The 22,474-nt window shown below is 40.9% G+C and carries 24 protein-coding genes; 11 read left to right on the plus strand and 13 right to left on the minus strand.

Going from position 1 to position 22,474, the window contains the following annotated elements:
• Positions 1-15: 15 nt before the first annotated feature.
• Entirely contained in the window at positions 16-648 is a 633-nt protein-coding gene (locus tag C7B70_RS01760; protein ID WP_106367352.1) for a DedA family protein, read from the minus strand.
• Between the two features lie 594 nt (positions 649-1,242).
• Here C7B70_RS01760 and C7B70_RS01765 point away from each other — a divergent pair.
• On the plus strand, positions 1,243-1,590 hold the full coding sequence (locus C7B70_RS01765; protein WP_106367353.1) for an STAS domain-containing protein: 348 nt from the start codon (positions 1,243-1,245) through the stop codon (positions 1,588-1,590).
• 78 nt (positions 1,591-1,668) lie between these two features.
• Here C7B70_RS01765 and rpsF read toward each other — a convergent pair whose 3' ends face one another.
• Positions 1,669-1,983 (minus strand): 30S ribosomal protein S6, encoded by a 315-nt coding sequence (gene rpsF / locus C7B70_RS01770; protein WP_199192005.1) that lies wholly within the window; start codon positions 1,981-1,983, stop codon positions 1,669-1,671.
• A gap of 236 nt (positions 1,984-2,219) precedes the next feature.
• On the opposite strand from rpsF, the gene C7B70_RS01775 reads away from it, so the two are divergent.
• Positions 2,220-3,008, plus strand: coding sequence for a fumarylacetoacetate hydrolase family protein (locus C7B70_RS01775; protein ID WP_106367355.1), 789 nt, complete (start codon positions 2,220-2,222; stop codon positions 3,006-3,008).
• Here the strand turns inward: C7B70_RS01775 and C7B70_RS01780 are convergent.
• Entirely contained in the window at positions 3,005-3,469 is a 465-nt protein-coding gene (locus tag C7B70_RS01780; RefSeq protein WP_106367356.1) for a Tic20 family protein, read from the minus strand. The two genes, C7B70_RS01775 and C7B70_RS01780, sit on opposite strands and share 4 nt — an antisense overlap.
• Positions 3,470-3,529: 60 nt before the next feature.
• The gene (locus tag C7B70_RS01785; protein WP_106367357.1) at positions 3,530-3,727 is read right to left on the minus strand and encodes a hypothetical protein; all 198 of its coding nucleotides are present in this window, start codon (positions 3,725-3,727) and stop codon (positions 3,530-3,532) included.
• A 228-nt stretch (positions 3,728-3,955) separates the two neighbouring features.
• Between C7B70_RS01785 and glyA the strand changes: the two genes are divergently transcribed.
• From glyA to C7B70_RS01820, 8 genes are all read left to right on the plus strand, one after another.
• Complete coding sequence (glyA, locus tag C7B70_RS01790) at positions 3,956-5,239, plus strand: serine hydroxymethyltransferase (RefSeq protein ID WP_106367358.1); 1,284 nt, start codon at positions 3,956-3,958, stop codon at positions 5,237-5,239.
• Between the two features lie 105 nt (positions 5,240-5,344).
• A complete protein-coding gene (locus tag C7B70_RS01795) occupies positions 5,345-6,616 on the plus strand; it encodes a competence/damage-inducible protein A (protein ID WP_106367359.1) in 1,272 nt (423 codons plus the stop codon).
• A 193-nt stretch (positions 6,617-6,809) separates the two neighbouring features.
• Positions 6,810-6,947 carry a hypothetical protein gene (locus C7B70_RS26775; protein WP_199191995.1) on the plus strand — a complete coding sequence of 46 codons (138 nt, stop codon included), beginning with the start codon at positions 6,810-6,812 and terminating at the stop codon, positions 6,945-6,947.
• 9 nt (positions 6,948-6,956) lie between these two features.
• Positions 6,957-7,436: a type II 3-dehydroquinate dehydratase gene (aroQ, locus tag C7B70_RS01800; protein ID WP_233220789.1), complete on the plus strand. Its 480-nt coding sequence runs from the start codon at positions 6,957-6,959 to the stop codon at positions 7,434-7,436.
• A 12-nt stretch (positions 7,437-7,448) separates the two neighbouring features.
• The gene (locus tag C7B70_RS01805) at positions 7,449-8,270 is read left to right on the plus strand and encodes an ADP-ribosylglycohydrolase family protein (protein WP_106367361.1); all 822 of its coding nucleotides are present in this window, start codon (positions 7,449-7,451) and stop codon (positions 8,268-8,270) included.
• Between the two features lie 108 nt (positions 8,271-8,378).
• Positions 8,379-10,784 carry an HD family phosphohydrolase gene (locus C7B70_RS01810; protein ID WP_106367362.1) on the plus strand — a complete coding sequence of 802 codons (2,406 nt, stop codon included), beginning with the start codon at positions 8,379-8,381 and terminating at the stop codon, positions 10,782-10,784.
• 106 nt (positions 10,785-10,890) lie between these two features.
• The gene (locus C7B70_RS01815) at positions 10,891-12,180 is read left to right on the plus strand and encodes a glucose-1-phosphate adenylyltransferase (RefSeq protein ID WP_106367363.1); all 1,290 of its coding nucleotides are present in this window, start codon (positions 10,891-10,893) and stop codon (positions 12,178-12,180) included.
• 102 nt (positions 12,181-12,282) lie between these two features.
• On the plus strand, positions 12,283-13,863 hold the full coding sequence (locus C7B70_RS01820; RefSeq protein ID WP_106367364.1) for a peptide ligase PGM1-related protein: 1,581 nt from the start codon (positions 12,283-12,285) through the stop codon (positions 13,861-13,863).
• Positions 13,864-13,865: 2 nt separating this feature from the next.
• On the opposite strand, the gene ureA is transcribed toward C7B70_RS01820, so the two are convergent.
• The 8 genes from ureA to C7B70_RS01860 all read right to left on the minus strand — a co-directional run bounded on the left by ureA (position 13,866) and on the right by C7B70_RS01860 (position 19,497).
• Positions 13,866-14,168 (minus strand): urease subunit gamma, encoded by a 303-nt coding sequence (gene ureA, locus C7B70_RS01825; RefSeq protein WP_106367365.1) that lies wholly within the window; start codon positions 14,166-14,168, stop codon positions 13,866-13,868.
• A 7-nt stretch (positions 14,169-14,175) separates the two neighbouring features.
• Entirely contained in the window at positions 14,176-15,027 is an 852-nt protein-coding gene (locus C7B70_RS01830) for an urease accessory protein UreD (RefSeq protein ID WP_233220790.1), read from the minus strand.
• Positions 15,028-15,060: 33 nt separating this feature from the next.
• A complete protein-coding gene (locus tag C7B70_RS01835) occupies positions 15,061-15,309 on the minus strand; it encodes a DUF4926 domain-containing protein (protein ID WP_106367367.1) in 249 nt (82 codons plus the stop codon).
• Between the two features lie 18 nt (positions 15,310-15,327).
• On the minus strand, positions 15,328-15,660 hold the full coding sequence (locus tag C7B70_RS01840) for a DUF6883 domain-containing protein (protein WP_106367368.1): 333 nt from the start codon (positions 15,658-15,660) through the stop codon (positions 15,328-15,330).
• A gap of 30 nt (positions 15,661-15,690) precedes the next feature.
• Positions 15,691-15,900 carry a hypothetical protein gene (locus C7B70_RS01845; protein ID WP_106367369.1) on the minus strand — a complete coding sequence of 70 codons (210 nt, stop codon included), beginning with the start codon at positions 15,898-15,900 and terminating at the stop codon, positions 15,691-15,693.
• A 206-nt stretch (positions 15,901-16,106) separates the two neighbouring features.
• Positions 16,107-16,754, minus strand: coding sequence for a peptidase M15 (locus tag C7B70_RS01850; protein WP_106367370.1), 648 nt, complete (start codon positions 16,752-16,754; stop codon positions 16,107-16,109).
• A gap of 114 nt (positions 16,755-16,868) precedes the next feature.
• A complete protein-coding gene (locus C7B70_RS26780) occupies positions 16,869-18,584 on the minus strand; it encodes a hypothetical protein (protein ID WP_199191996.1) in 1,716 nt (571 codons plus the stop codon).
• Positions 18,577-19,497, minus strand: a complete 921-nt coding sequence (locus tag C7B70_RS01860; RefSeq protein WP_106367371.1) for a radical SAM protein — start codon at positions 19,495-19,497, stop codon at positions 18,577-18,579. The genes C7B70_RS26780 and C7B70_RS01860 overlap by 8 nt, the downstream gene beginning before the upstream one ends.
• Positions 19,498-19,719: 222 nt before the next feature.
• Here C7B70_RS01860 and crtD point away from each other — a divergent pair, with 222 nt between their 5' ends.
• A complete protein-coding gene (crtD, locus tag C7B70_RS01865; RefSeq protein WP_106367372.1) occupies positions 19,720-21,231 on the plus strand; it encodes a C-3',4' desaturase CrtD in 1,512 nt (503 codons plus the stop codon).
• Between the two features lie 34 nt (positions 21,232-21,265).
• Here the strand turns inward: crtD and C7B70_RS01870 are convergent, their stop codons facing one another.
• Positions 21,266-22,312 (minus strand): fatty acid desaturase, encoded by a 1,047-nt coding sequence (locus C7B70_RS01870; RefSeq protein WP_106367373.1) that lies wholly within the window; start codon positions 22,310-22,312, stop codon positions 21,266-21,268.
• Positions 22,313-22,474: the final 162 nt, after the last annotated feature.

Genomic DNA, 22,474 nt, shown 5'->3' on the forward strand with positions numbered 1-22,474 from the left:
GCGTAAGTTGCGCCTCTACTCTCCACTTTCTAACTCCTTAGTTTTACGAGCTTCTAGCCAAGGCGGGATAAACAGCCAAGCCGCAACCAAGCCAAAGGCTACAAGTGTAAATTGACCAACCCAAGCAATTAATTGTTCTAAAGCAACAACTCGCCCGACAAAAAACGCTAAAGTTACCATTACTGAAGCCCAAGCGATCGCACCCACAAGGTTATACAAAAAGAATTGTCCAAAAGGCATTTCGGCAATTCCCGCAAGTAAACCCGAAAAAACTCTAAGTAAAGCAACAAAACGTCCAAAAAATACCGCCTTACCCGCATTTTCACTAAACTGAGCTTTAATTTGTTCTAATTTTGTTTCTGGGATACGGAGAAACTTACCGAGTTTGAGCAAAAATGACCATCCCGCATACCTTCCTATCCAGTAACCACACGTACCGCCAATTACCGCCCCCAAAATAGCGCTACCCAATACAAACCAGTAGCTTAATTGACCGCTACCTGCTAAAAACCCTCCTACTAGGGTGACGGTTTCGCCAGGGAGAGGAATACCAAGATTTTCTAGAAGTATTCCCCCGAAAACCGCCCAATAGCCGTAATGTTGAGCAATGTCTTGGATTGTTTCTAGTGAGATGACTTCAGCCAACATTCACTCGCTGCCTTTACAAAGTTTTACCTTTCTTTATCTTGGCGCGATTCGATCGAGAGTGTCAAACTTAATTATCAGTAAGTGCGATCGCACTCATCCTTTCAACTTTTTTTGTAAGTAAGAACATAGACAAAAAAATCTTGAAATTGGCTCCAAAACTGCTTCGGTGGCTTATGCTTCCAAAGTAATAGGCAATTCAACAGAGACGGAGCTTGCTTTCTTTACACAAACTTTACAAAAGCTCCTTACAGCGATAAAGTTTCAATAAACACATCGGAAATTACTGACTTAGCTTCAGGGGTATGTTTACATTAAGGTAATTGATACAGAGGCTTAAAACATTTACAGTTACCCCCGAGAAACTCTTTATAGCTCCGTCTATTTTACCTAATTGTAAAAATGCGTTTTAACAGCATACAAATTATTTTCGTAGTTCTGTTAAATCATTGGAAAGTTTAATTACGTTTTATTAGTTTGTTAAACAAACTAACTGTTAGTCGTCAATTACTACATCGCCCGGTTGTAAGAAAGATTACTTTGTTCGATTTAGCTAAGATTAGTCTCATTGAATATATTAACTATTAGGTAAAAGTTATGAATAATACACAGCAATATCAATCAATTCTGGTTCAACCACAGGGACGCTTAGACACACAGGGAGGTAGAGCTTTAGAAAAGCAATTAGTAAATTTAGCCACTAATCCTCAAACGCTTTTAATTGTTAACTTAGAGCAAGTTGAATTTATGAGTAGTTCGGGGTTAATATCTCTAGCAAGAGCCTTAAAAAATGCTCGAACAAGTGGCTGTAGACTTGTATTATGTAACTTGCAACCTTCAGTTAAGCTAATCTTTGAATTAACTCAACTAGATTCAGTATTTGAAATATTTGATACCTGTGCTGCGGCTAAAGCAACAGTTGAAAAAGCTGTTTTAGTTGCCTAAGTAAACTATTTAATTGGGAATTGAAAGGCAAAAGATTTATCTTTTGCCTTTGAAAACTATTGGTTTAGCAAAGAGCGGTTATTCTTCCCCTTCAACCTCATCGTCTTCAGGGGTTAATTTCTCGGAAACTTCTTGCTTGATAGTTAAGTAGCGGATGACTTCTTCACTTAACCGCATTGAGCGCTCTAAGGGAGCAATTACAGTTCCCGGCCCCTGGTAGTTCATTTGAATATAAATGCCTTCTCTTTGCTTGCCAATCTCGTAAGCAAGGCGACGCTTACCCCGATTTTGGATTTCGATTTGCTCCGCACCTTGATCTTGAATAAAGGTTTGATATTTGTTAACAGCTTGCTCTATTTGCTCCTCTCTTAAGTCGGGACGCAAAATATACATTGTTTCGTAAACGATCTGCACAGGTCTTAGTCTCCTTATGGACAATTTGGCTGCTTCAACGCTAATAAAGCAACAAGGATTTTCTATTCTATCAGATTGCACTCTAAAATATTGAATTTAAGTAATTATCAACTTTAGTGGCATATTGTAAGTTGATTGACTCTTAAAGTAAATAATCAAATAGGCAAGTTTATGACTAAACAATTAAAACTAACCTTTAAGTAGGAAGATGATTTATGGCGCAACGCTACGTCCGAGTTCAAGACTTGCAGGGAAGAATTTATTACGGTTTGCTGCAACTTAACCAAAATGTTCAAGTATTAGACGCTCCCCCCTGGTTGCAAGGACAACCGATGGACTTAGAATTAGCACCAGAGTGCTATCAACTTCTAGCTCCTTGCGCGCCTTCAAAAATTGTTGCTGTCGGCAAAAATTATGTAGACCACGCCGCCGAAATGGGTACGCCTGTCCCCAAAGAACCTTTGTTATTTTTAAAGCCATCTACAGCGATTATTTCTACTTCTACAGCTATTGTGTATCCCCCTCAATCTCAAAGGGTAGACTACGAGGGAGAGTTGGCGCTAATAATTGGCGATCGCACATCAAACTGTACTCCCCAAGAAGCTGATAATAAAATTTGGGGCTATACCATTGCTAACGATGTCACCGCCAGAGATTTGCAACAAAAAGACAACCAATGGACGAGGGCTAAAGGTTTTGATACTTTTTGTCCTTTGGGCCCTTGGATTGTCCGCGAGTTAAACGCCGCCGCTACTTTACAAACTTTTCTTAACGACAATATAGTACCTGTACAATCAACTTCCATTGAGCGGATGGTATTTTCGCCTAACTTTTTGGTTGCCTATATTAGTCAGATTATGACGCTACTGCCGGGAGATGTAATCCTTACGGGTACGCCTTCGGGAGTTGGAGCATTACAAATAGGCGATCGCATTCGTGTAGAAATTGAAGGCATTGGGCGCTTAGAAAACACTGTAGTTGCTCCTGCCACAGTTATTAGTTAGCGCACCTGCATATAAACTGCTTCCGAGATTACTGGAACTTCCGCATAACGCCCTAAAGCCGACTGAATGACCGAATAACCAACGGCTGCAACTAAACCGATAAATACTGTATTGCTGAGGATTTCGCCAGCAAAACTAGCCCCAAAAATTTGTAAGCCAAAGCTACACAAAACTAAAACAATATCGATCAAAATTGCTTGCATTGTATTAAAACGAATAAAGTGAGCAATAGATTCGTTTCTGACTACTAAGAAAAACAAGGCAAAAAATACGATTAAGCCAGCAAAAGGAACGCTTGTATAGATTTGAATCAACGGGAATAGGGGCGTAAAGGCTAAACCCAGCGCCGGAACTTGTTGAAATAGATAAGTGCCAAAAGCTAATCCTTCAATTAAGGGTAGCAAATAAGGTAAGCAAGCAAAAATTCGCTCTTTGATTGTTGTAGATCCGCGCAAACTCATTGTTGCGTTCTCCTGAAACTAGGTCTAATAATTTTAGGATAACGCAGATACTAAGGAGCTTTACTCAATATTGGCAACGCGAAAACCCATCAAACACTGATACTGTTCTGGTTGCTCAATGGCAAAATTGCTAATTGCAAGGCCGCAACGCAATTTACCCTTACTCCAACGGGGTTGACCCGTGCGATCAGCAAGTAGACAACTTGGACAAACCTGCTGAGGAGCAAGGATTTGATTTTCCATCAAAATCATTAACATCCTAATTTCTCCGGTAAGTGCCTTGATTTCAGTCAATTCTATTTTAGACTACTACTTATAACAGATTGTGAGAAAAAATACATAGTTTAATGAAGTAATCGCCCAAAACATCCCAAGTTAACAGGTTATGATGAATTATTCGGCAATGCAGAGCGGTAGTTGATGGCAATTACTTTTTACCTTGCTAAAAAATTTATTCTTTTGTGAAATTTATAGGGATAGCCCAAAGTGAGCCTAAATAACTTAGATATTCTTGCCCAAACTGATAGCGCGATCGCCAATTTAATCAACGAAGAACTCCAACGTCAGCGCGACCATTTAGAACTAATTGCTAGTGAAAACTTTACCTCATCGGCGGTACTTGCTGCCCAAGGTTCGGTACTGACGAACAAATACGCCGAAGGCTTACCAGGGAAGCGCTACTACGGCGGTTGCGAGTATGTAGATAAAATTGAACAAATAGCTATTGAGCGCGCCAAACAGCTATTTGGCGCGGCTCATGCCAACGTGCAGCCTCATTCAGGAGCGCAGGCTAATTTTGCCGTCTTCCTGACGCTGCTAGAGCCTGGAGATACAATTATGGGTATGGACTTGTCTCATGGCGGACACCTGACTCATGGCTCTCCTGTCAACGTATCGGGAAAGTGGTTTAAAGCTTGTCACTATGGCGTTAACCAAGAAACTGAGCAGCTAGATTACGCACAAATCCGGGAATTAGCCCTGCAACATCGTCCCAAACTATTAATTTGTGGTTATTCGGCTTATCCGCGCATTATAGATTTTGCCAAGTTTAGACAAATAGCTGACGAAGTAGGCGCGTATTTACTCGCAGACATTGCTCATATTGCTGGCTTAGTAGCTACTGGGCTGCATCCTAACCCACTGCCTCATTGTCATGTAGTTACAACCACTACTCATAAGACTTTGCGCGGGCCTAGAGGCGGTTTTATTTTTACGGGCGACGAAGAATTGGGCAAAAAGTTTGATAAATCCGTTTTTCCTGGGACTCAGGGCGGCCCTTTAGAACACGTTATTGCCGGGAAAGCGGTAGCTTTTGGCGAAGCTTTGCAGCCAGAATTTAAAACGTATTCGGCGCAAGTAATTGCTAATGCTCAAACTATGGCAACACAATTGCAAAATAGAGGCTTTAAAATTGTTTCTAATGGCACGGACAATCATTTGATGCTGGTTGATCTGCGCTGCATCGGCATGACTGGCAAAGAGGGCGATAGATTAGTTAGTGGTGTGAATATTACTGCTAATAAAAATACCGTTCCCTTCGATCCACAATCGCCTTTTGTCACTAGCGGCTTGCGTCTAGGTACGCCAGCAATGACAACTAGAGGCATGGGAGCAACTGAGTTTACCGAGATTGCCAATATAATTAGTGATCGCTTGCTTAATCCTCAAGATGAAACTGTAGCTCAAGATTGTCTAATTCGAGTCGCGGCATTATGCGATCGTTTTCCCTTGTATCCCCACCTGACAATTCCTGTACCTGCCCTAGTTTAAATACTGTAGAGACGTTGCAATGCAACGTCTCTTGGGAATTGGGAATTGGGAATTGGGAATTGGGAATTGGGAATTGGGAATTGGTAATTAAGCTAAAAAATATTTATGAGTGCAGAAATAATTTGTGTGGGAACAGAGTTATTGCTAGGTAGCATACTTAATAGTAATGCTCAGTTTTTAGCTAATCAATTAGCACTTCTGGGGATTAGTCACTACTATCAAACGGTTGTTGGCGATAATCCTAGCAGAATTAAGCAAGTTGTAGAAATTGCGATTTCTAGGACAGAAGACGCTACAAAAGAAGCCCAAGTGCTAATTTTTACTGGTGGACTTGGCCCTACCCCTGACGATCTTACCCACGAAACTTTAGCAGATTTTTTTGGTGTAGCTTTAGTAGAGCATCCCGAAATTATTGCCGATATTACTAACAAATATGCCCAACGCGATCGCCTGATGACCCCTAGCAATCGCAAGCAGGCGCTACTACCTCAAGGTGCGAAGATTTTGCCCAACGGGAGCGGCACTGCCCCTGGAGTCATCTGGGAACCCCAAGCGGGATTAATTATTTTTACCTTCCCTGGCGTACCTTCAGAAATGCACCAGATGTGGACTCAAAGCGCTGTACCTTACTTGCAAAGTCTCGGCTTTGGACAACAAATTATCTACAGCCAAACTCTAAAGTTTTGGGGAATTGGCGAGTCGGCTTTGGCTGAAAAAGTAGCGCCCTTTTTTGACCTATCTAATCCCACCGTTGCGCCCTATGCCAGTATGGGAGAAGTCAAGTTGCGGGTTTCGGCTTTAGCTCCTTCTATCGCCCAAGCACAGGAAATAGTACAGCCTGTAGCCGAAAAGTTAAAGCTAATTGCTGGGAAACATTACTTTGGCGCGGACGATGACACCTTAGCTTCAGTTGTGGGACAGTTACTACTTGCCTCTAGTCAAACTCTCAGCGTGGCGGAGTCTTGCACGGGCGGCGGCTTAGGACAGATGCTAACTACTGTATCTGGAAGCTCTCAATATTTTCTTGGTGGCATAATTTCCTACCACAATCGGGTAAAAACTGATTTGCTCAAAGTCGACAGTCAAGATTTGGCTCATAAAGGCGCTGTGAGTGCCGTTATTGCCGAGCAAATGGCGGTGGGAGTTCAAAATCTGCTGGGTACTACCTGGGGCTTAAGTATTACGGGTATTGCTGGCCCCGATGGCGGTAGCGATGATAAACCTGTAGGTCTAGTTTATATCGGTGTAGCCAAAGAAAATGGCGCAGTCAAAAGTTTTGAATTTCGTTTCGGGCAAACAAAAGACCGCCCTTTGATTCGTCACCTCAGCCTTTGTAGCGCCCTCGATTGTCTGCGCCTGCAACTATTAACAACGTAATGGGTCACAATGGTTTAAGATATATGTAGAAATGTTAAAAATACTCAGTTTTAAATTTATTTACCTTTCTTTAGTAGGATGAATCTGCTCTAGAGTCGCATATAAGCTTAAGACAATATAATGTATCGCAAGATTTCGTTATTTTTAACGTACAGTAGAAAACTAAACAGATATTGTAGGAGCAACTGGCTCAATGGACTACATTGAAAAGGTACTAGAAAATTTAAAAGACTGGGCGCGTAAGCTGATAGAAACTTTGTTAGGGCCAGAAGCGGAGCCAGAACCAGAACTTATCCCCATTCCTGTTAACGATCGCCATCGTCGTCGTTAGTTTAATATTGTGCTGACATTAAATCTGTTTAGTATTTTAGTGCTGCATGGGCCAAATCTAAATCTTTTGGGGAAACGCGAACCAGGGATTTATGGCGTTGTGACTTTGGATGAAATTAATCGCTCCTTAGAAGCAGAAGCTGCAAAGTTAGGGGCGAAAGTATTTGCGGTGCAATCAAACCATGAAGGCGTACTAATTGATACTATTCATAACGCCAGCGAACAGCAAGGAATTTTAATTAATGCTGGGGCGTACACTCACACGAGCATAGCAATTAGAGATGCAATTTCTGCGGTTAAATTGCCTACTGTAGAAGTGCATTTGAGTAACATTTATCAGCGCGAAGCCTTCCGCCATCACTCGTATATTGCACCCGTCGCTATTGGACAAATTAGCGGGTTTGGCGCAGAAAGTTATCGTTTAGGATTGCAGGCGTTGATTCATCATTTAGTTGCACAGCAAGAAATGAGCGCTGCTTACAACGTTTAGTAATTTAATTCTATGCGCTACTCAATAACTAGCCGATTTCACGGTGCTTTATTAGGCGCAACAATAGCCGAGACAATTACTAATCCCAGCCAATCAAACTCTACTGCGATCGCCAAAGTAATAATTCCAGGGGCGCAAAGCTTGATAGAATTGGGTAGATTTGAGCGGCAAAGCTGGCTAAAAAAGCTTTTAATCCTAGAATTAACACCGTTGCAAGCAGTGGTAGCAACTTTACCATTGGCACTTTTTTATCACGATAACAAAATTAACTTGCGCTCAAATTTGCTATCTGTAGCTAGTATTTGGCAGTATGAACCAGTTATTCAAGAAAGTATATTAGCAATTGGGTATGCGATCGCCCAAGCTTTGACAGAAAAACTTTACCCCACTAAGTTAATTCCTCAAATAGTTAGCTTTATAGACGCGCCAAATACAGAGTTAACTGACGCATTGCAACAAGTGCAGACTTTATTAGAGCAAAAAGCAGGGATAGAGAAAACTATAATTGCTAAGGGAAGTAGCGTTACAAACTCTGTGGCTTTAGCATTTTATTATTTTTTGAGTACCGTAGAAGATATTAACCTCAGTGTAAAAAGGAGTATTCAATCGCCCTTTACCAGTAGTGAAATTGTGGGCGCACTATCGGGCGCTTACAACAGCGCCGCCAATATTCCTAGTAGTTGGCAAATAGTTGCCGACTCGCAAACTAGCCCAAGGGCAGAAATGTTACAATTATCCGAGGATTTAGTTGCTGTATGGTCAGGAGTGTACGACAGCAAAGCCCAACTACTATCTACGGCGGTTGCTGCACCCCGCGTTATTCGTTCGCGTTAGACAATTTAAAGAGTTGTAAATTGGCCCGTGAGAATCCGCAACAGGTAGATAATTAGATGGAAAGCACCGAAAATTGTTTTTTTATTTACTTTGTAGCCAATGTAGTTAATGAAAAAGCTGCGCTTGTTTGATTTTCCCAAGCCTAAACGCCAAAAAGAGTTGTTTTGCCAAACATCCGCCAGCCAAAAAACAAAAAAATTGGCTGATGGTGGGTTTTCTGTGATTAAATCAGGGTTGAAACTATGGAGGGGGCTAGAAAAGTATCATTCTATAGCCATTTTTTGTTTAACTGCGATCGCACTTACTACAGTTTTAGGACATAGATTCTATAATCAGCCAAGGTTAGCTATAGGTACAATTGCGCCGCAGACAATCACCGCACCTTACAGCATAAGTGTAGAAGATATTGAAACAACAAAAGCCGAACGTAAAGCCGCCCGTACCGTTGCTTCGCCTATATTAAAAATTAACGAAGTCGTAAATCAACAAGTTGAAGCCCAGCTTCAACAAATCCTGGTTGCCAGTAACGAAAGTCGACGGATAGCTGGGAGTTTTCCGTTTGTCGAAACATCAACTTTGTCAATTTCCGCGCAACGTTATTTGCGTAATTGCCCAGAATGGGAGTGGAAATTAGTAGTAGAAACTTTTAAAGCCCAATTAGCTAGTAAAAACAAGCCCAGTACCCCAGCAAATAACTCCACAGCCGAAGCAATCATAGAATTGCAAGCCTTGAGTTGGCGTTCACCAGAAAATGTTACTAAATTAATTAATAAAATTACGCAAATTCGGCAGCAATACGCCCAAGCAAAAACTAAACTTGCCCTTAATCCTAGAAATATTGACAAGTTAGTGCTGGAATTGTCAGAGGAGGAATGGAAAAAAACTCAAACGACAATCAATAGCAGCAAAGATCGGATTTTAACTCAAGGAATTGCCCCAGGACTACCGCCAGATATTATTAAAACTGCCGTAGATACACACCTGAAATCCCCTGATGTTAATAGTGCCTTACCAAAAACTGCTCAATCGTGGGTAAAAGCACTACTTATTAACCTTTTGCAGCCAAACTTGATTGAAGACGTTGCTAAAACAAAATATCAAGCCGAACAAGCCGCGTCTTCTGTCAACCCCATAACATTAGAAGTGCAGCAAGGGGAAACTATTGTCAAAGCTGGGCAAGAAATCGACCATGCAGCCTTTTTATTGCTAGATCGTTTTGATTTGAGTCGGCGAGAAATTCGCTGGTACAGCTTGCTACAACTAGGAACTTTTGTAACGGGTTGTTTGGGGGTTTTTGTCTTAATCAAAAGACAATTAGGTTGTACTTTAAAGCAGCGCGATCGCATTTTAGTTATGCTGCTAACTTTGAGTACAATTTTAATCACAACTTTAAGATTCAACTATACCAGCTTGCCAGCAATTGGCTTGCTTTTAGGCAGTTTTTACGCTCCCTCCTTGGGATTTACGGTGATAGCTTTAGTAATAGTGCTATTACCCGCAAGCTTGGGAATTAATATAGAGTATTTGCTGGCAGGGGCGGTTGGGGGCTTACTTGCTAGTAATTATGCCGGAAAAATGCGATCGCGCGAAGAATTAGCTTTACTCGGTGTTGCAGTTGGTTCAGTCGAAGCAATTACATTTTTGCTCGTAGATTTGATTATTAATCACACTAATATTGGTTGGTACGATTGGCAACAAGCTGGATTAGTGGGGCTTTCGGGGGTGGCTTGGAGTATTATAGCGATCGGCTTAAGCCCTTATTTAGAGTATCTATTTGACCTAGTAACGCCGATTCGTTTAGCAGAACTTGCCAACCCCAATCGACCGCTCTTAAAACGCCTAGCAACGAATGCTCCTGGCACTTTTCAACACACTTTATTCGTGTCAACTTTAGCAGAAGCCGCCGCTAAGGAACTTTGTTTAAATGTAGAGTTAGTAAGAGCAGGTACGTTTTATCATGACATTGGTAAATTACACGATCCCCAAGGATTTATTGAAAATCAAAGGGGCGGCCCAAATAAGCACGATGAAATTAATAATCCCTGGTTGAGTGCAGAAATTATTATTAAGCACGTCAGTGAAGGCTTAATAATGGCGCGGAAATATCATTTACCCAAAGCTGTTAGGGCATTTATTCCCGAACACCAAGGCACGATTTTAGTTGCTTATTTTCACCACCAAGCCCAGCAATTAGCTGAGGTAGATAACCCGTCAGGTATAGTCGTTGACGAAAGAGAGTTTCGTTACGATGGGCCAATTCCTCAATCCCCCGAAACTGGAATTGTGATGTTAGCTGATGCTTGCGAAGCGGCGTTACGAAGTCTTAAAGAGGCAACTTACGAAGAAGCTTTAGCAATGGTTAATAAAATATTGCGATCGCGCTGGCAAGATAATCAAATGATAAATTCTGGATTAACCCGCGCCCAAATGTCTCGCATTGCCGAAATTTTTGTTGAAGTTTGGTTGCAATTTCACCACAAGCGGATTGCCTACCCCAAAGCCGCCAATAGCTGAGTTTATTCAATACTGACAAATACTAAATTTCTCTCCCCCCTTGCCAACTGCTCCACACAGTCAGAAACTAAACTTGGGAGTTGATTGGCAGTAAGAGCAGTTTTTTATGAAAAGAGTATTATCGATCATTTTAGGGGGCGGTGCAGGCACTCGGCTTTACCCCCTCACCAAGCAACGCGCCAAGCCCGCCGTACCGTTAGCAGGCAAATATCGCCTCATCGATATTCCTGTTAGTAATTGCATCAATTCAGAACTTTACAAAATTTATGTACTGACGCAATTTAACTCTGCTTCCCTTAATCGCCACATTGCGCGTGCTTACACTTTTCCGGGCTTTACCGATGGATTTGTGGAAGTGTTAGCCGCCCAACAAACTCCAGAAAACCCGAATTGGTTTCAAGGTACAGCCGATGCGGTGCGTCAGTATATTTGGCTGTTAGAGGAGTGGGATGTTGACGAATACCTGATTTTGTCAGGAGATCATCTCTATCGCATGGATTATCGCTTATTCGTGCAACGCCACCGCGAAACCGGGGCAGATATCACGCTTTCGGTTGTTCCCATTTCTGAACGTTTGGCTTCCGACTTTGGGTTGATGAAAATTGACAACGCTGGACGCATAATCGACTTTAGCGAAAAGCCCAAAGGTGACGATTTGCGGCAAATGCAGGTTGATACAACAATCTTGGGCTTGACTAAAGAACAAGCGCAGCAACAACCCTACATTGCTTCGATGGGGATTTATGTCTTCAAAAAACAAGTTTTAATTAACTTATTAAAATCCTCTTTGACTCAAACCGATTTTGGTAAAGAGATTATTCCGGCGGCGGCAAAGGATCTTAACGTTCAAGCCTACTTGTTCAATGGCTATTGGGAAGATATCGGGACGATTGAAGCGTTTTATGACGCTAATATGGCGCTGACAAAGCAACCCGACCCCCCATTTAGCTTTTATGATGAGGAAGCCCCAATTTACACTCGTTCGCGTTATTTGCCCCCTAGTAAGCTGCTAGATTGCCAGGTGACAGAATCAATTATTGGCGAGGGGTGTATTTTAAAAAGGTGTCGAATACAGCATTCAGTGTTGGGAGTGCGATCGCGCATTGAAGAAGGTTGTACCATTGACGATACTTTAATTATGGGAGCGGATTTTTATCAACCCTTTGCTGAGGAGAAATCTCAGCATGAAAGTACACAAATTCCGTTAGGAATCGGCGCAAATAGTACCATTCGCCGCGCGATCATTGATAAAAATGCTCGGATTGGCTGCGACGTACAGATAATTAATAAAGATCGCGTCCAAGAAGCCGAGAAAGAAAGTCAGGGTTTCTACATTCGTAGTGGCATTGTTGTGGTACTAAAAAATGCTGTAATCAAGGATGGTACAGTTATTTAGATAAAGAAAGACATTCCGTCAATGGTTCTCTAGAGGTATGTTGCAAGCCTCAGTAGCCACAGTAAAATCTCATTGGTAGGCGATCGTGGCAGGACTGAGGCGATGCAAATAATAGATAGTTCTCTTTTATCAGCACAAGAATTAGAATTTCGCCAGTTGCAGGCAAATTTGCGCGAATTTTGGCACACAGTAGAGGACTTAGATCGCAGTGATGGGGATATTTTAGTAATTCCTTCCTTGAGTTTAGATCGGCGGGAATTACTAAAAATTGACGGCGTTCACCACTACGAAGAAAGGCTACTTTTTTCCTTGATTCGCCTGCAAAATCCCCGCACGCGGCTAATTTATATTACGTCTCAACCTCTGCATCCCAGTGTTGTAGATTACTATTTGCAATTATTACCAGGGATACCTTTTTCTCATGCGCGCGATCGCTTATTATTACTTTCTACTTACGATTCTTCCCACAAACCCCTAACCCAAAAAATCTTAGAACGCCCCCGATTAATGGCGCGGCTACGTCAGGCTTTACGCCCCGGAAAATCTTTTATGATTTGTTACAACTCCTCGTCTTGGGAGCGAGATTTATCTATACAAATCGGCGTACCGTTGTATGGTTGCGATCCCAGCTTACAAATTTGGGGAACAAAAAGCGGTAGCAGACAAATCTTTGCCGAAAGTGGCATTCCTTACCCAGACGGCACTAACGAAAGCCTGTGGAATGTAGAGGAATTAGTCTCAGCTATTGGTGAACTATGGGAAAAAAAGCCGCAATTGAAACGCCTGGTAGTTAAACTCAACGAAGGAATTTCTGGCGAAGCTAATGCTTTATTTGATTTAAGACCAATTCAAAATATATCTGATCCCATCGAAAAGCCAGCAGCAATCAAGCAGCAGTTACAGCAAATGCGCTTTCAAGCGAAATCGGAAAATTGGGATAATTTTTCGGGGCGGATTCCTGAAATAGGGGCAATAGTTGAGGAATTTATCGAAGGCGAAGAAAAGCGAAGTCCTAGCGTTCAGGGTAGAATAACTCCCGATGGGGAAGTAGAAATATTATCTACCCACGACCAAATTTTAGGAGGCCCCGACGGGCAAATTTATCTAGGTTGCCGTTTTCCCGCAGATATTGCTTACCGTTTGCGCCTTCAAGACTTGGGGTTGAAAGTTGGGAGACTACTAGCAGCAAAAGGCGCATTAGAGAGATTTGGAGTTGATTTTATTGCCGTCCGTCATCCTGGAAATGATGGCGATAAGTGGGATATTCAGGCAATTGAAATTAATCTGCGTAAAGGCGGCACTACTCACCCATTTATGACTTTAAAATTGCTAACAAATGGACGTTACGACCTTTCTACAGGATTATTTTACAGCCAGCAAGGACGCGAAAAATATTACACGGCAACAGATAACCTCCAAAAAGAACGCTATAAGGGATTATTACCCAATGATTTGATGGATATTATCGCTACTCACAGGCTGCATTTTGACTCTGGTACAGAAACTGGGACAGTTTTTCACTTAATGGGTTGCCTTTCGGAGTTTGGCAAGCTTGGAGTCACAAGTATTGGCGATTCTCCCCAACAAGCACAGGAGATTTATAACCGTTTAATCAAAGTGCTGGATGACGAAACTCGCAGCTTAATCGAACCAGAGTTAGCCCTTAATCATAACTTTGTTTGAAGCTACAAAATTGGATTATGAACGGTAACTAATTTTGTTCCATCAGGAAAAGTAGCTTCTACCTGTACATCGGCGATCATTTCTGGCACTCCTTCCATTACCTCGTCTCGTGTTAATAAAGTTGTGCCATAACTCATTAGTTCTGCTACTGTACGCCCGTCTCTAGCGCCTTCTAAGATAGCGGCGGCAAGATAAGCCACTGTTTCGGGATAATTCAGCTTTAAACCTCTTTGCTTGCGTCTTTCGGCTACTAAAGCTGCCGTAAAAATAAGTAATTTGTCTTTTTCCTGGGGTGTAAGGTGCATAATTTCTTTATAGTTGCCAAACTCTAGGCGGACAAATAGATCGGTTTAAATAGTGCGATCGCAATAACTGCCAAACTTCCGTAAACCAGTTTCGCACTTCTGTTGTAGAAGATCCACGATAACGACACAATAAGCCTGTGGGTAAGCAAGTTACCCCTGCTTGGCTACTACTATGTTTGGGAAACAAAACCCTTGCTTTCTCTACTATTTCTGGTTCTACAGGTTGCCCAATCCAAGCTAAACTACCCACTATTGCAAGTCTGGCTAAACCATGAGGACTATCAATAATATTTTTTCCCCCAGGTAGCCATTGCCTGTCTATCCACAATGGTAAGCCTTGCTGCCAAACTTCTGTAAAAGATTTCCAATCGCCAGTTAAAAACCTCTCCCCCCTAGCTGTGCGTCCAAATCGGGTAATTTCCCAACCTAACCATTTAGCGCCTGGTGCTAATTCAATGTGCAAGTCTTGCCGATAAACTGCCCCATCAAATACAATTGTTTCTTGAGGCAACCATTCTAAGCAAGCATTAGTATCTACTTGCATTTGCATACTTTGAATTGCCTGCAAGCCATCACTACGATAAATTTTACCTGCTGTAGCGGTTGTAATTAAGGCTTGGGCGTTGGGCCGGAGATGAAAAGATAGATGATTGCGATCGCCTCCCACAATTCCCCCTGCCGTGTGCAACACTACGCTATGGCAAACCCCGCCTTCTGGATAAAACGGGCGCTGTACTTTTAGCGGCGCTTTCATTTGACTGTGAATTATCTGAGTTTTTCCCTGATGCTGGGCATAAACTAAGTTAAGGTTGCCATGCCAGTTATTAGATTTTTGTTCAACATTCCAAGAATTATTCACAATAAAAATATTGAGATGGCAAAGGTAGAATGCTTACGCTGTAACCATTTCAGGGGTTGAGTTAGGAGATACTGGCTCAAAACGCAGAACCATAATTTGATTTAAACGTAAACCCATTGATTCGTAGGTGCGTCCGTTGCGATCGCTAAATTCTACTTCAAAAGCATTGCCATTAGCTAATATCTCCACTACTGTACCAACCTGTCCGCGCCACAAGTTGTCTTCGGGAACATCAACAGTAAGTGCAACTACATCTAATAATTTGATTTCCTTTACTGTCATAGTTTTATACCTCAAAAGTTATACAGGGTAGCAGGTAGTTAATTTGGGAATATCAAACCCCTGTTCGATTATCCAGCCACTACGAAGGATTGCCCTTCTATCTTGCCATTCAAGCCTAAAATCTAGAGTATAGCGTTGTCCAAATTCATCTTGTCGCCCTAATTTAGCCTCATGAGTTTTGACAGCTTCTAGAATAATTTGGCGCAAATCTTCAGCATCTTCCGCCGTCATTCCAAATACTTTTGAAAACAATAAAGCTTTGTGTTTTCCTTCATCATGCTCAGGATTCAGGCAATAATCGCGCAGCTTGCGAATATCTACTATTGCATTCTCCGCATTTGGAATTAGCATTAGAAAAACAAGTTTGCCACAATAATTACCTTACTTCTTTTTCATCTGTTCAACTTTCTGTTTAACTAATTTTGCAACTTGCTCAAATTCGTCGGGCGATTGAGGTAAAGTAAAGGTTTCTGAGGATAAGTTAGCTGTAAAGCGATCAACAAAGGCGTAAAATGCAGAGCGATCGCCCGGATTCGCAACTACATAAGCCCGGAGTTCCACTTTAATCATTGTAGTAAAGTCAGGATTCATTCTCAGAACCTCCTCTAGCCGTTGCGATAAATTTCTATCTCTATGTTATCGCCAGCCAAAATAAAAACATTACCTGTTCGTTTATCTAGGCGGATAACGAAGATAGGCATAAAGGTATTCGTTAAGGATTGGCACAAGGTAATACAAATAATTCCTTGTTCGGCGGCTGGTAAAATTGTCTTATCTCACAATTAAATAATTTTGCTTTAGATTATCAGACCTTTGATAAAGTCTTGATAAAACTCTGCATGATCACCTGTAAAATTGCTCATCCCTTCCTTTGTTAAATATCCGCTTTTTTTATTGGTGTGCGGATCTTTTATGTAGCTATAGATAGACTTAGGATAGGTTGGATTTTCATGCCAACTAACATTAAATGCTGCATATTTAGGAAAAAATGTCAAGTCGGCGTAATCTGGAATGCGATCGCAAATCCACCAAGCTAAAGCCGTCCAATCTCCTGTTTTTTCGTAGTAAGGTATAAACGAAGTGACAATAATGCAAGCTGTCGCGCCCATATAACCGTCTGCGTCTCGTACATCCCAAATATGTTTTGCATAGTTTGATTCATTTTTTGCACAGTTATATTCTTTTTCTGCGCCTTTATTGTTCACTTCCCGCGAACGATAAGCCGAACGAATGCTAATTCTTCCTAGCTGCTGTTGAATTGGTTCTAATACTTTTTCACATAAGTTTTTGCCAGAGGCGATCGCAAGTTCTGGATTTTCGGGAATGTTAATAATGTTTTCTATTTGAGAAATCTCTGAATAAAGAAACTCCCGCATAAAAAAGCTTTTGGATAATTGAACGCGACCTAATTCTTCCAATGCTTCCACTGTTTGCGGAATTTTCATAAAAATAGCTCTGTATGTGCGGCGGTGTCACCTTAAATTTCTGCGGGTATCGTCCAAGGTTGATAAGGCTAGTATACAAATTGTTATTAATCTCCAGCACCTGGCAATTTAAAACTATAATTCTTTTTTAGCCAAAATCGCATAATCATCCAATCCATAATGTAAATCGTGTCCTTGATTCAAATACTTACGTAGCATTACACTCATATGTGTTTGTGTGTGTAAATTTTCCTTAGCAAAAATTCCGAAGTTAGTTCCTGAAGGTATTCTTTTACCTGTAGATGTCATATATTTGTACCACTCAAGCTTTAAACCCAACTCATTTATAAAATCTTTAACTAACCTCTCTTCTTGATCCTGATTTTCCGTTTGATATCGACTATACGCTTGAAACAATCTTCTTCCTTGAACAATTATCAATATATATCCGTCGTCCTTCAGGCTTTCGCTAAATATTTTTTTATACACTTGATGGGATTTTATTCTCTGTTTTTCATCTGCAAAAATACAATGGGAAATTACAACAAAATCAAAAAACTTATTAGGAAGTTCTCTATTTTCATTGCCATTATCGCCATAGCTAAATAAATCAATTGTCTTAAATCGGTAGTAGGTATTAACAGCACTGATATTTTGTTTTTCGATGTATTGTTTCCAAAACTCTAACCCGTGATGCTGTAATAAATTTTGTTGCTCTAAAGAACAGTAAGAAACATGGGTTTCAGGCAATGTAGTAAAATTGCCAGCACTTTTAAACAATGAAAATAATCCATAAATCATTGCCCCAGAACCCGCACCAATATCCAAAATATTAACTTTAGTCTGTAGTAATTTAGATTCATAGACTAAAAACCAAGCTAAATAAGCACTGTATACTCCTTCTAAAAAATACCTCATAAAATATACATGAGGAGTTAAATAAGAGTTGTATTCGGGATCTCGACCGTTTTGTAACGAAGAAATATCTTTGTAAGTGCCTATTAAATGTTGTTTTAGTTCTTCTTGTGGCGTATAAAGTTCAAATTGCGCTTTCAAATAATTAACAATATTTTCTTCTAAATCATAAAATATTTCTTTATCAATACCAGTACATTGCAGCAATTTATCGTTAATTTCGTTAAACTTAAATTTAGCTTTTACTGAATCATTGAAATCTTTATTTTGAGCGAGTAATGAATTATCAACTAACGGTTTAGATATTTGATTAAGTAAAACCTGTTTTTCTTGCTTATAAGCCTCTATTTGCTGTTGAATTGAGATAGCTTGTTGTTCTTTACGCTTTACTTGCTCGTGCAAATCTTCGGTTTGCCGCCTAGATATTTCTAATTGTTTTTGAACTGAACTGCTTTCTTGTTTACGGATTTCTAGTTGTTGTTGAATCAAGATAACTTCATATTCTTTATGCTTTAATTGGTTGCCTAAACCTTCTATTTGTTCAATAGATATTGCTAACTCTTTCTGAAGCGAACCATTTTCTCTGTCGAGGTTTTTTAATTTCTGTCGAATTAAAATAAATTCTTCTTCTTTATGCTTTACTTGATTATGTGTAGATTCTATAGATTGTTCAAGTTGCTTATATTTAGTAGTCAATTGCTCAATAAGTTCCAAATTTTGGCTTGTTTGAGAGCGCAGAACAAGGACTTCTCTTTCATAGTTTTTTGAACTTTCTTCTGACTGAGTTTTATCTCTAAAAGCCTTTTCTAAAAGCGATAATTTTGCTCCTACTCTTTGTTTGTTTTCTAATAATTCTTGAGCTACTTGAATATTGTTTTGATTAAGTGCGGCCCTAAATTTGCGACCTTGCAACCAATTAGTAAGCGGATTACTCATAACCAAATCCTTCTTTACCTTCTTTAATTTCTACGCCTGGAAGTTGAGATAGTAATTTTTCTTTGAACATTATATAGCTTAATTGCTCGTCGTTATACCAGCAAGAGTATTTTTGCTTGATTTCTTCAGCTTCCTTGCGAGTTCCTGCTACAAGGGAGCGGCTATGACTGGCGTGAAATTCTTGAATAACAATTCTATCAGCAATTTTTAGCTTGTCAATAAAAGCGGCTTCATCAGATGGCAATGTAGGAAGCAAAGGCGTAATTGTAATAGAAATTTTTGGTTGATAGCCTTTTAAAGGATCGATTCTTTGTCTGATTGCTTTTATGGCATTAAGTCTAGCTTTAATACTAGGCGATCGCGGTTCAAAATCTTTTCTCACAGATTCACTACCTGTAGGAACACTCATATTGATCCGCAAATACTTAAATCTCTGCAAAATATCAATGTCTCTAATAATTATCGGACTGCGAGTTTGAATTACAAGTATGGGGCAATATTCACGCATTACCTCTAACAACTGGCGAGTTATTTGTGTTTTTGACTCGATTGGCTGATAAGGATCGGTAACACTACTCATATAAATAGTAGGAGGCTTATCTGGATTTTTCTGATACCATTTATCCAATTCTTTTGCTAAGATGTCTGCCGCATTTTGCTTAACAATTACCCACTTACCCCAGTCTTGACGCATCTGACTATTGGGACTAAATGCCGCCGCATAACAATAGCTACATCCATATTGGCAACCCCGATAGGGATTGAGTGTAAAATCGTAAGCTGATATAAATCCACTAGCTTTTGTTAGTATCGATTTAGCATCTTGGGCATAGACATTGGCATCTCCAAATTTTTCTTTGACTAAACTTGTAGGTACTCCTTGGCAATATCCTTCATATTGAAACTTCGCCATATTTAAACCTGTGAAAGTGCAAAATTTATCGCCATTGCTTTATTAAGATTAACTTTAATTTTCTAGCTTGAGTTAACTTAGTTTTCAAGATAACCGAGTGCTTTATAAAATTGCCTCTAATCTTAGCAACTGCTGAAATATCTAATAATTAATTGGCTGGGAACTTTTTATTCTATATAGATTAATATTAAAATATGTAAAGTACGCTTTCATAATTCATCTATGCCTAGCCCAGCAAAAAGTAATAAATCCCGCATTGTCGTTATTGGGGCGGGAATTGGCGGTTTAACGGCGGGGGCATTACTAGCACATCGCGGCTATGAAGTCATAATTTTAGATCAAGCTATAGTTCCTGGGGGTTGTGCTTCTACCTTTAAACGTCAAGGCTTTACCTTTGATGTAGGTGCAACTCAAGTAGCGGGTTTAGAACCTGGCGGGATTCATCATCGTATATTTGCCGAATTAGAAATAGATTTACCCGCGTCTACACCCTGCGATCCAGCTTGTGCGGTATATTTACCGGGGGAAAGCAAACCAATTAATGTATGGAGAAGCCGGGAAAAGTGGCAAGAAGAAAGGTTAAGACAGTTTCCCGGTAGTCAAGATTTTTGGAAATTGTTAGAGGATTTATTTAAAGCTAGTTGGGCGTTTCAAGGGCGAGATCCGGTACTACCTCCCCGGAATTTGTGGGATCTGTGGCAGCTAACGCAGGCTGTACGCCCTGGAACTTTGATTACCTTGCCCTATACCTTTATGACTGTAGGAGATGCGCTGCGGGGCTGTGGACTAGAAAGCGATCGCCGTTTGCGAACTTTTCTAGATTTGCAACTCAAGCTTTATTCTCAAGTAGACGCGGAAGAAACAGCGCTACTGTACGCTGCAACAGCGTTAAACGTTTCGCAGTTGCCCCAAGGATTGTTTCACTTGCAAGGTAGTATGCAGGTATTGAGTGACTTATTAGTAAAAGCTTTAGAACAAGATGGCGGTAAGCTGTTGATGCGTCATACCGTTGAAAGCATCCAACTAAAAGATGGTAAACCTACGGGTGTAGTTATTCGCAATCAAAAAAATGGTGAAGTTTGGACGCAACCAGCCGATGAAATAGTTGCTAATGTCACGGTGCAGAACTTGGTACAGCTACTAGGTGAAAATGCGCCCACTGGTTACACTCGCCGCGTAGAAAAACTCCCCCAAGCATCCGGGGCTTTTGTTGTGTATTTGGGTGTAAAACAAGAGGCGATTCCGGCTAATTGTCCGCCACACTTGCAATTTCTCTACGACGAGGAAGGAGTTATTGGTGAAAATAATTCTTTATTTGTTTCTGTTAGTCACCCCGGCGATGGACGCGCCCCCGATGGATTTGCAACGATTATCGCGTCTTCTTTTGTAGATCCTAACCCTTGGTGGAGTGGGGATTACGAGACAATGAAGCAAGAATATACAGAAAAAGCGATCGCCAAACTAGCTCAATTTTTCCACCTCACCCCCGAAACAATTACTTTTCAAGAAGCTGCAACCCCCCGCACTTTTGCCAGGTATACCGCCCGTGACTTGGGCGTTGTGGGTGGAATTGGGCAAAGAGTGCCTACTTTTGGCCCTTTTGGTTTTGCTAACCGCACCCCGATTAAGCATCTATGGTTAGTGGGCGATTCTACTCATCCTGGAGAAGGAACCGCCGGGGTTAGTTATTCGGCTTTGACTGTAGTTAGACAAATCGAGGCACAAATAATGTAGAGACGTTGCACTGCAACGTCTCTACAACCCAGATTTAGCGCTTAGATTGCTGATACTCCGAAAAGGATTGATAGCAATCTTTTTCTTCGTAAAGATGACATTTATCGGTAACGTCTTTAATCAAAGCCCAAGAAAAATTACATTCATTATGCAAATACGCCGCCCAATTTTCTTGAATACTGCGATAAGCCATCCGCAAATTGTAAGACGGAATCGCCGTAGAAATATGGTGGGGTACGTGGACGTTGATATCGTGACAAAGAAATTCTACCCAACGTGGATAGTTGCAGTGGATAGTACCTGATAATTGCGCGATCGCAGCAAGCCATTTACTATCTTCCATAAACGGTACATCCGACGCTGTATGGTGAAAATAAGTAAAGGTACTCATCCAGAAATGGTAGATTAGCCAAGGTATTAGCCAAAACTTGACTACACCCCAAAGACCTGTAGTTGCAAACAGTAAGGGAAAAGCGATCGCTGCAAAAACTACTACAACCGTAACGGAAAGCTTGATATCAGACCGTTCTTTGGGCTGATATTTAGACAAATCAAAGTGCGTTACCGCCCAATGAGCAATAGATCCTACCCACCAAAAGCGATTTTTGGCAAATCCTTGAAACACTGACTGTCTAAAACTTCCCCAACCTTCGTATCTTTCGGGGGTAATTGGTCGCCAGGCGTTATCTTGTTCCAGGTGATTAGTGTAAACATGGTGATGGTTATGCTTAATTCGCCAGCCGTGAAAAGGGTAAATTAACGGCATCATAAATATATGCCCCACCAAATCATTTACCCAACGCCGTTTTGCAAAAGAACGATGTCCGCAATCGTGAGCAATTACAAAAAATCCTGTTAACCCCGTACCTGTAAATACCCAGAATAAAGGCAAGAAGTACCAAGGAGCTAAGGCAAGTCCCGCATAGCCTAAGCCCACCATCAGCACGTTTACAAGCGCTCTTGACCAGGCTTTGCGCTGATTTTGCTGAAAACACTCTTTGGGCAAAGTTTTGATAATATCTTTGAGAGTCAGATCCGACCTAGATGGTAGTGTCCGAAAATTGATTTCTGATGTAGTCATGAATCCCTAAAAAACACCTTAAGCAAGTCCCTGTTTTCAAGTCCTTGGCTGATAATATTAGCTTTAACAGAAGCTTCAAATTGAAGTGAACCACCACAAGTTATAGCTGGGGAGCAACACCCCCAATCAGCAATTAAAACAGGTAATCAGTTAAAAAAGAAC

This window comes from Chlorogloea sp. CCALA 695, from assembly GCF_003003885.1.
Taxonomy (GTDB): Bacteria; Cyanobacteriota; Cyanobacteriia; order Cyanobacteriales; family Chroococcidiopsidaceae; genus Aliterella.